The sequence below is a fragment of the Sphingomonas sp. LH128 genome, from assembly GCF_000293195.2.
Lineage (GTDB): Bacteria > Pseudomonadota > Alphaproteobacteria > Sphingomonadales > Sphingomonadaceae > Novosphingobium > Novosphingobium resinovorum_A.
The window spans coordinates 21,498-29,289 of sequence record NZ_ALVC01000047.1 but is presented as its reverse complement, the minus strand read 5'-3'; the positions used below and the strand labels follow the sequence as shown (position 1 = coordinate 29,289).

Sequence of the window (7,792 nt, the reverse complement as noted above, 5' to 3'; positions counted from 1 at the left end):
CCGCCAATCTTCGCCGCATCACTCCGCCTGCCGCCATCCAGGATCGAGGCCATCGCCAAAAGCCGTCGCACCTGCTGCGCATCATCGCTGCGCCGGGCAAAAGCTCGCAAGTCTGACCCTGAATAATCGCTTCGCACAACCAACGACGCCGCCATCACAAGCCTCCATCTGCTCGCGATGGTGAATCAGAAAAATCTGCTCTTGGGAATCCCAATGAGTCAGCCTCAAAGGGATTTGGTATAAATTCTCGAAGGAAGCGCAGACACGACCCATTTTAATGGATGCCGATCGGCATGCCACGAGTGCGGTAATGTCGACGAGAGTCACGCTTAAGCTCGAACGAACGATTTTAGATCAGGTTCTCCGCTTCGACCCTTCATTCAGTCGGTCCGAGACACCTGTTACTTTTGCGGAATTGATCGGTGCTCTTTGCCCGATGCTGGACGTCGACATATTTGTGGATGTGGACCAGAAAGTCACCAAAATTCATTCGCACAATTGGTTCGAAGAAGACCGGATCACTTGGCTTCGGCGCATTTCTCTGCCGCATGTCAATAAGGCCATCAACGTATCAATCGAGCAAGTCGAGGCAGAGATAGCTGAGGCAGCGCAGCGGCTGACTTTTGTTGATCCGAGTGATCCAACTGCGGGCCTCGCGGCGGTATCGGGCGTTGCAGCACGAGGTATTCGCGCCGTCGGCATGCTTCGTGCGACCGAAGGCTTCCATCAGTACGCGAATGAGTTTTGGGGAGCAATTGACTATCAGCCGGCTGGACCGCGCCGATCCTTTGGATCTCCACGATCGGATGAGCTTCTGGCTCGCTGGGCGACCGATCAAGCAACACTCGCGGCGAAATTAGTCTCGCCAGGGCCGCAGCAGCGCATCGTCGCTTACCGCGTAGCGGATTTCAAAGGCGATGCGAGCTCGATCGCCTCGATCAGCTTTGATCGTGACTGGCTAACCCTTGAGGAGGTATTCGAAAAGGCTTGCCGCGTAGGAAAAGTCTACGCCCCCATCAGACAGTCTTCCGCCCGAGAAGAAGATTGGTCTATCGGGATTGTAAGGGAGAGGCAATCTGGGCTAATGGACAACTACTTTTCACATGAGCTTGAGTTTATCGTGCCGATTATAGAGGGCGTGGATGCAAGTAGCAGTGCCTATTTTGCGATTCCATTAAATGAACGGCCGGCAACTTTCTCTTTTCTCGCAATGATGAACAAGATGGGTGCAGACCGGGGGGTGAATATCTCGGGGCGATTTATTGAAAACTTCGCAGTCGCGCGGTACGTGGGGCAAGACTCGCCTAGGCAAGGGCTTAAGCGTGGCGCAATGATCAATTGTGCCGTTCTAGAACTGGCGTTTGCTCAAGCGTGCGAAGGGGCAGTCGAGTAACTTTGTTGATTATTCCATTTTTTCTTAGCTTGTTTCCGCAACAGAGCGGAAGCTATCCGACCTTAGTGGCTGTGGACTGAATGGTCTGGAGTCGATCTTAGCCATTTCGTTGATCCTTCCGCGAACACTCAATTGAGCATCTGCGCGCGCTCCGCGCGGATGCGCAATCGAGCGCGGAGTTCCCGACATGAAGATCATCAGTCTCGCCGCCAACAAGGGCGGCGTGGGCAAGACGTTGATGGCCGCCTCGCTGGCGGTGCTGGCGCAGCAGGACTGCGAGGCAGAGGAGGGAGTGGCCGGGAAAGGCAAGGTCGCGATGTTCGACCTCGACCCGCAAGGCAGCCTGACGGCATGGTACAACGCCCGCCAGCGCGACGGTCCGCTTCTCGTAACGCCCATGCTCCGCACGCTGGCTCTCAGGCTCTACACCCTCAACCGCAAAGGCGTTCGGTACGCCTTCATCGACACGCCACCGGGCTACAGCGAGTACAGCGGGAAGGCCGTGGACGTGGCAGACCTCGTGTTCGTGCCGGTGCGGCCGGGCGAACTCGATTACAAGGCGGTCCTGCGCAACCTGCAGCCAATGCTTTTTCGGGCCCAAACGATCGTGGCGCTGCCGAACGCCGGATTGTTCCGCAGCCGATCGATGGGCGACCTAGTTCGGCGGCTGGACGCAGAGCGCAGGGACAGACTTGCGCCAGTCCACCACCGTATTGACCTGCCGCTGAAAAACGGACTGACCCTGCCCGAGACGCAACCGAACTCCGCTGGAGCGCAGGAACTCAGGCGGATCTGGGCACAGATCCGGGAGAGGCTGGGAGCATGAGGATGCACGACATGTTGGAAGTAGATCTGCAGCAGCGCGGGCAGGCGCGCGCCATCGCCGAGCCGTTGTCGCCGCCGCGACGGAGTTTGGGAGGGCGCAGGAGGCGGATCAGCGCGACGCTCGACCAGCAACGCTACATCGCGTTCAGGACCATGGCGGCCACCCACGGTCTGAGTGGCGACGACCTGACTGTAATCGCGATCGATCGGTTGCTGGCAGGCGCTTGACGCCAGCTGGAATGTCATTGCTGGAAGGAAGCAGAGGAATGTCCCGATCACCCACCGCGGTGATCGGGACATTCTTCTGCCGCCACCGAGGGCAGGCGAGGAGGCGTTACTGCAGCGTGTTGCTCTTGATACGTTCTGCGATGAAAACGTTCAGGTCGAGGGCCCTGTACCGCACGGTGCCGGGCGAGAGCTTCACGAAGCGCGGCCCGGTGCCTTCCGATCGCCAGCGTTCAAGGGTCTTGACGCCGACGCCCAGCACTTCGCCCGTCTGCGCGGGAGTGAGGAGGGCCGGCACGGTCAGGCTCGCTTCTGCGATCATGGGGGCAAGGGCGATCTCTACAGGATCGGGCTCGGATGGCGCAGGTCGGGCAACGGCGGGCACGGCGAGTTCTGCAGGCGGCGAACTCGCATAGGCTTGGGCGAACGGGCGGCGCAGTTTGTTGGGCTTGAGCATCGTAGTTTCCTTGTGGGCAGGGGAATGGCCTCGGGAAGCATCCACGAGGCCACGAGGTCATTGGCGATGTTCTGGATGCTTCACGCATTTGTCCGAGGCGTGGTGGCCTTGACTGGCCGGCCACGAGGTACTGCACCTTCTTGCGGGATGGGGATGCGCATGGCTTTGGGAGCGGGATGGCCAGGAGCACGGGTGACCCATTTAGGCTGCGCAGCGAGGTTGGCGATGCGATCACGCCTTTTGCGGCGGATGGTGTGACGGGCTTCGATGCGCTCGATGCTGTCGGTAACTGACATGATGATGACCCTTGAATGCAAAAAAGGAAACGGCCCCGGGACGTGTCCGCAGGGCCGCAAGGTGATTGAATGGTGTGGGCGGTTTGCCTCGACTGGCTCACCGCAGAGGGCGGCTAGAGCAGGGCGGGCACAGCCTCATTGGCTGCCTCGATCAGCCGTGCGGGGGCGAGGTGGGCGTAGCGCATCGTCATGCTGATCTGGCTGTGCCCAAGCAGGGTGCCCACCTCGTGCAGGCTGCGCCCCTTGCCGACGAGCGTAGAAGCGAAAGTGTGGCGCAGGTCGTGGATGCGTAAGTCCTTATCGAGCCCGGCATGCTTCTTCGCCCGTCGCCATGCCCGGTTCGGGTCGGCCAAAGGCTTGTCGGGATCGGAGCCGGGAAAGATGAAGGCCCCCGACGCCCACGAGCGCTGCCGTTCGAGAATGGCAAGCGCCGCGTCCGACAGAGGGATATGCCGGCGCCGGCCGCTTTTGGATATGGGTACGGTCCAGAGCCGGCGCTCGTGGTCGATGTGCTCCCACTTGGCCCCCAGCGCCTCTCCTTTCCGCGCCCCGGTGGCAGCGAGGAAGGCAAGGACGTGGGCAGCGGATTTGTTCGGCTCGTCGCGCAGCGCCATGAACAGGCTGCGCAGTTCGGTTTCGGTGAGGAAGCGCTCGCGGTTGTGCTCGCGGCGCATCTCGGCGTGCTGGGCCGGGTTGCGGCCTTCGTAGGCCTCCCAGCGCAGCGCGAGGTTGAACACCCGCCGCACAAAGGCGACGTAGCGGTTGACGGTGGCGTTGGACAAGCCGCCGTGACGCAGGCGGTCCTGAAGCGCCGCCACGTCCTGAGGGCGGATTTCGTCCAGGGGCCGGCTGCCCCAGAGCGGCTTCAGACGCAGTGCGAAGAAGCTGACGTGGTCGCGGTAGGACCGCAGCCGCTCCTTGGCGAAGGGTAGATAGCGGTTTTCGACGAAGTCGGCGAAGGTGGGGACCGCGCGCAGGCGGTCACGGTCCCCAGCAGGATCACCGCCAAGCGAGGCCTCGGCGCGTAGCTCCTGAGCCCGGCGCCGCGCCTGCTCCACGGTGATGTCGCCCAGCTTGCCGAGGCGCACCTCGCGCTGGCGGTTGCGGGCGTCGCGGTAGCGCACGTAAAAGGTGACGGCGCCGGAGGTCCGGACCTCCATGATGAAGCCGGTGAGCTTGTCGTCGAACAGGCGCAGCTTGGCCTTCCCGTCCGGCACGGCCGGCGGGTTGGTCGCAAGCCCGCGGGTGATTGCGGGCATTTTGGTTCTCCGATGTGGGATTATCGGCGGCGGGCGATCGTCGCGGGCCGCAATGGGCTATTGCGGGCCTTTTTTCCGCAAAAGGGCCGGAACAGTACGTGCGCGCGCGTCTGTGCGCGTTGCTCTAGCGCCAGTTCACGTTGACCACGACCTTCACCAGATTGATGTCAGTGCCGGCCTTACCGGGCACCGGCACTTTGACGGTTGCTGCCGCGCTCTTGGTCCCGGATGCGCTTGTAGCCTTGCTGCCGCTAAGGATGTCCCCCAGCAGTCCCATTGCCAGCGGGTTCATGCGCGTCCTCCGAACGGGAAGTTGCTGTCGTCCAATTCCGATTTCAGGCGAATGCTTTCGGCAACGTTGGGCACGGCATCGGCGATTTGGCGCGGCACATAGAATTTTGCGCCACCGTTGGCGCTGTCGATGGCGCAGAACACCGCAAAAGCGCCGCCGCATCGCCATTCGGCAATATCGAACCAGCCGGAAGCCGCCTGGAGGAGGGAAAGGCGTTGGCCCTCATCCTCGTCCAGGGATCGTACCTGTGCGAGGTCGTCGGCAGCTTCTACGAGGAAGACCGGACTATCGATGAGCTGAGTGAAGCTCACATGCTCGATGTCTGGATGGTCCCAGTGGTCGGGGAAGTCTGCAAGGATGGTGCGCATCTGGGCGCAGGCTTCGGCAGGAAGGTGGCTGGCCATGGCGGTCAGGGTGTCGAAGGATTTCATTAGGTTCTCCGCAGGTGAATGCGGACGAATGATGTGAGATTGAAGCGAAGGGCTGCGACGCTAGTCCGTCGCCGAAAAATTGCAGATTTTGCTTGTGTGTTGAGGGTATGCGAGTTAGGAAACGCGCATTCCGGCGACATGCTCCGGTACGCTTCGCTACCCGAAACATGGTAGAACTCGACCATCCTCCGAAAATGGTCTTCTCGCAGTTAGCTGCGACACCGGGTTTTTACACCCAGACGGGTTCGGTCATGGAAATCCGAACGCCGCTAGCGTTGGTCTTCGACCAACGCACTCTTCCATAACACCAACCCTTTTTAGGGCATGCCTGCGTTTTCATAACACGGGTCCACCATCTGGCTCATGGTGTCGAAAGCCATGATTTTGCGTGATCGGGAATATCCGATCACGTTCCAGCCTTTTTTTGGGGCGGCCGCCCGCTCACTGCAACCACGACCTCAACTTGCAATGAAATCAATTCGGCGCGTCCGCGTGTCCGAAATCGGAGAAGTGTGCATGGATAACGTGACTGAAGATCATGCTGAAGCGGCATTTTTTAAAGGCGCGGTGGATAGTCCTTTCGATGCGACAACTGGAAATGGCACTACGCTTGAGCGTATCGCGGAGCGTGTGACCGACTTGGGCAAGGCCTGTACTTACGATGAGGCAAAACAGATCACGTCTGAAGCTGTCCGAGCCGATCTGCCGCGTTCTGCTCTGGATCATTTGATCGACGTCTTTGTGGATTACACGAACTTTAAGGCAGGCCCTATCAGGTCGATGATCAAAGAGGCCAAGAATACCTCCGATGACTACGGAGAATTGCACTCGCTGGGCGCGACCAGTCGAGCCTTCGTCGGTATGCTGGAGCGTGATTACGACGCAGTGATCTGGAACGGCGATTCACTCTATGTCTTCACCGCCTCAGGTAGGGGCGAGCAGGACGCCAATGAGGAGGCTGGTTTCTTCAGGCGAGTATTACCTCACGACCTTGATGCAACCCTGCAAGCCGATTTCGCCCATCTCTCTTTTATGGAGCGGGATTCTGCCCGCAAAGAGGTGATCAAGCAAATCGCGACCCGACTTCAGCAGGACGATTTCTTCGTGGACGCCATACCCGGCGTTTGCGTTGCAAACGGCTTTTTGTCCTTCAGCGAGGATGGCCAGCTCATCTTGGAGCCGCACAGCGTTGCGCAAAGGGCGCGTGTGAAGCTCGCTTTCACGTTCGACGAACAAGCAGGCACTAGTTGGGTGGAGGAAGGGTTCGCGGTGACGCTGACGGACCAAACCAAGCTGCGCGTCCTGCAGGAAGCACTAGGCGCGACTGTCTTCAATCTTCAAGTGCCCAGCGACGAAGCCCGTCGCATGTTCATTCTGTATGGTCCTCGGCGATCCGGGAAATCTACCGTGCTTGACGTATTGCAGCGATTGTTCCCCGTTGAAGCGGTGACATCCGTCCCCCCGAACGAATGGGGGCGGGAGTACAGCCGCGCGCAATTGGAAGGGAAGGCGCTTAACATAGCAAGCGAGTTGGGTGCCGACATGCGCATTCCTGCAGAGCAATTGAAGAAAATCGCCTCTCGTGAAACGGTCACTGCACGTCATCCCTACGGTAGGCAGTTCACTTTTTCGCCGTCAGCATGGCACTGGTTCGCCACAAATGAGCTTCCGCGCACTACTGACAAGACCAACGCGTTTGAGCGTCGGCTTTTGTGCCTCGGGTTTGATCGCTCTCTCGGGGACGACGAGATCGATCCGACCTTCGTTTCGCGGATTTTCGAAAACCCTAGTGCTCTGATTCGTTGGGCTGCCGAAGGAGCGAAACGCTTGTTGGAGCGGGGCAAGTTCGTTTTGCCCCGTGACCATGAGGAAGCGTGCGCGCGGATGCAGCACGGCTTCAACATACCTGCCATCGTGGCGGCGCGAATCGAGAGAGCGCCGGGCCAGCGCATTTGGTCATCTGAGTTGAAAGCGATGGCGGCACAGGTGGCGGAAGAGTTGGGCATGATGACAATCGAGGTAGGTCCTGGAGAATTAAAGGCGATCGTTCACGAGTTGCGGGTCCGGTACGGCGCCGAGCGACGCATGACGGCTGGGCGACCGTTTTATGAGCATGTCCAATTCAGGCGGGAAGAGCTTTCGGTAGTCAAAGGCGACTCGGCTGAAGAGTCGGAACTTTCTACGCTTTAGTCTCACGGGAAAGGCGGACTTGGCCCCTCCGGCAGCACCCTTTTTTATGAAGACGCGATGACCGAGCGCCGGGCCCGTGTGGGGGCATGGCGCCGATCGTCTGGTTTCTGGAAAATGAGTATGAAAATTCCTCAAGCAGCCCCTGCTGAGCTGCCCAATCTCACGCTTGACGCATTGAGGCTCGGCCTCGGCGGGGCAAACACCTCTACTACCTCAATCACCCCTGAAAACCTGCAGGAGTGCCTTCCTTCTATCTGGGCGTTCGCTTTCGTGACGGGGCTCACTGCACGGTTGATGGCTTGGGCAGCGAGGTGACCGAAATGGACGGTCAAGCGATGCGAGCGGTCGACGTCGACCTAGCCAACCTTTGACGTGATCTGACGCCCGTTGCCCGAGAGGCAGGGGCTCGACCTCAAAAATTAGA

At 59.8% G+C, this 7,792-nt stretch carries 8 protein-coding genes; 4 read left to right on the top strand and 4 right to left on the bottom strand.

What is annotated here, in order from left to right:
* The first annotated feature begins 310 nt into the window (after window positions 1-310).
* From LH128_RS04755 to LH128_RS04745, 3 genes are all read left to right on the top strand, one after another.
* On the top strand, window positions 311-1,393 hold the full coding sequence (locus tag LH128_RS04755) for a hypothetical protein (RefSeq protein ID WP_172704943.1): 1,083 nt from the start codon (window positions 311-313) through the stop codon (window positions 1,391-1,393).
* Between the two features lie 187 nt (window positions 1,394-1,580).
* On the top strand, window positions 1,581-2,219 hold the full coding sequence (locus tag LH128_RS04750) for a ParA family protein (protein ID WP_008828440.1): 639 nt from the start codon (window positions 1,581-1,583) through the stop codon (window positions 2,217-2,219).
* A 2-nt stretch (window positions 2,220-2,221) separates the two neighbouring features.
* Entirely contained in the window at window positions 2,222-2,446 is a 225-nt protein-coding gene (locus LH128_RS04745; protein WP_037517777.1) for a hypothetical protein, read from the top strand.
* A gap of 106 nt (window positions 2,447-2,552) precedes the next feature.
* Here LH128_RS04745 and LH128_RS34140 read toward each other — a convergent pair whose 3' ends face one another.
* The 4 genes from LH128_RS34140 to LH128_RS04730 all read right to left on the bottom strand — a co-directional run bounded on the left by LH128_RS34140 (window position 2,553) and on the right by LH128_RS04730 (window position 5,178).
* Entirely contained in the window at window positions 2,553-2,900 is a 348-nt protein-coding gene (locus tag LH128_RS34140; RefSeq protein ID WP_008828438.1) for a helix-turn-helix transcriptional regulator, read from the bottom strand.
* 409 nt (window positions 2,901-3,309) lie between these two features.
* Entirely contained in the window at window positions 3,310-4,455 is a 1,146-nt protein-coding gene (locus LH128_RS04735) for a site-specific integrase (RefSeq protein WP_008828437.1), read from the bottom strand.
* 124 nt (window positions 4,456-4,579) lie between these two features.
* The gene (locus LH128_RS33120) at window positions 4,580-4,747 is read right to left on the bottom strand and encodes a hypothetical protein (protein ID WP_172704942.1); all 168 of its coding nucleotides are present in this window, start codon (window positions 4,745-4,747) and stop codon (window positions 4,580-4,582) included.
* On the bottom strand, window positions 4,744-5,178 hold the full coding sequence (locus tag LH128_RS04730) for a hypothetical protein (protein ID WP_008828436.1): 435 nt from the start codon (window positions 5,176-5,178) through the stop codon (window positions 4,744-4,746). Before LH128_RS04730 ends, LH128_RS33120 begins: the two co-directional genes overlap by 4 nt.
* Window positions 5,179-5,541: 363 nt before the next feature.
* On the opposite strand from LH128_RS04730, the gene LH128_RS04725 reads away from it, so the two are divergent.
* Window positions 5,542-7,368 (top strand): DUF5906 domain-containing protein, encoded by a 1,827-nt coding sequence (locus tag LH128_RS04725; protein ID WP_172704941.1) that lies wholly within the window; start codon window positions 5,542-5,544, stop codon window positions 7,366-7,368.
* The last annotated feature ends 424 nt before the right edge of the window (window positions 7,369-7,792 follow it).

Bases quoted from the DNA above. Each gene is read 5' to 3' on its own strand.
- LH128_RS04755 (WP_172704943.1), top strand. From the start codon at position 311: ATGTCGACGAGAGTCACGCTTAAGCTCGAACGAACGATTTTAGATCAG.
- LH128_RS04750 (WP_008828440.1), top strand. From the start codon at position 1,581: ATGAAGATCATCAGTCTCGCCGCCAACAAGGGCGGCGTGGGCAAGACG.
- LH128_RS04745 (WP_037517777.1), top strand. From the start codon at position 2,222: ATGCACGACATGTTGGAAGTAGATCTGCAGCAGCGCGGGCAGGCGCGC.
- LH128_RS34140 (WP_008828438.1), bottom strand. From the start codon at position 2,900: ATGCTCAAGCCCAACAAACTGCGCCGCCCGTTCGCCCAAGCCTATGCG.
- LH128_RS04735 (WP_008828437.1), bottom strand. From the start codon at position 4,455: ATGCCCGCAATCACCCGCGGGCTTGCGACCAACCCGCCGGCCGTGCCG.
- LH128_RS33120 (WP_172704942.1), bottom strand. From the start codon at position 4,747: ATGAACCCGCTGGCAATGGGACTGCTGGGGGACATCCTTAGCGGCAGC.
- LH128_RS04730 (WP_008828436.1), bottom strand. From the start codon at position 5,178: ATGAAATCCTTCGACACCCTGACCGCCATGGCCAGCCACCTTCCTGCC.
- LH128_RS04725 (WP_172704941.1), top strand. From the start codon at position 5,542: ATGGTGTCGAAAGCCATGATTTTGCGTGATCGGGAATATCCGATCACG.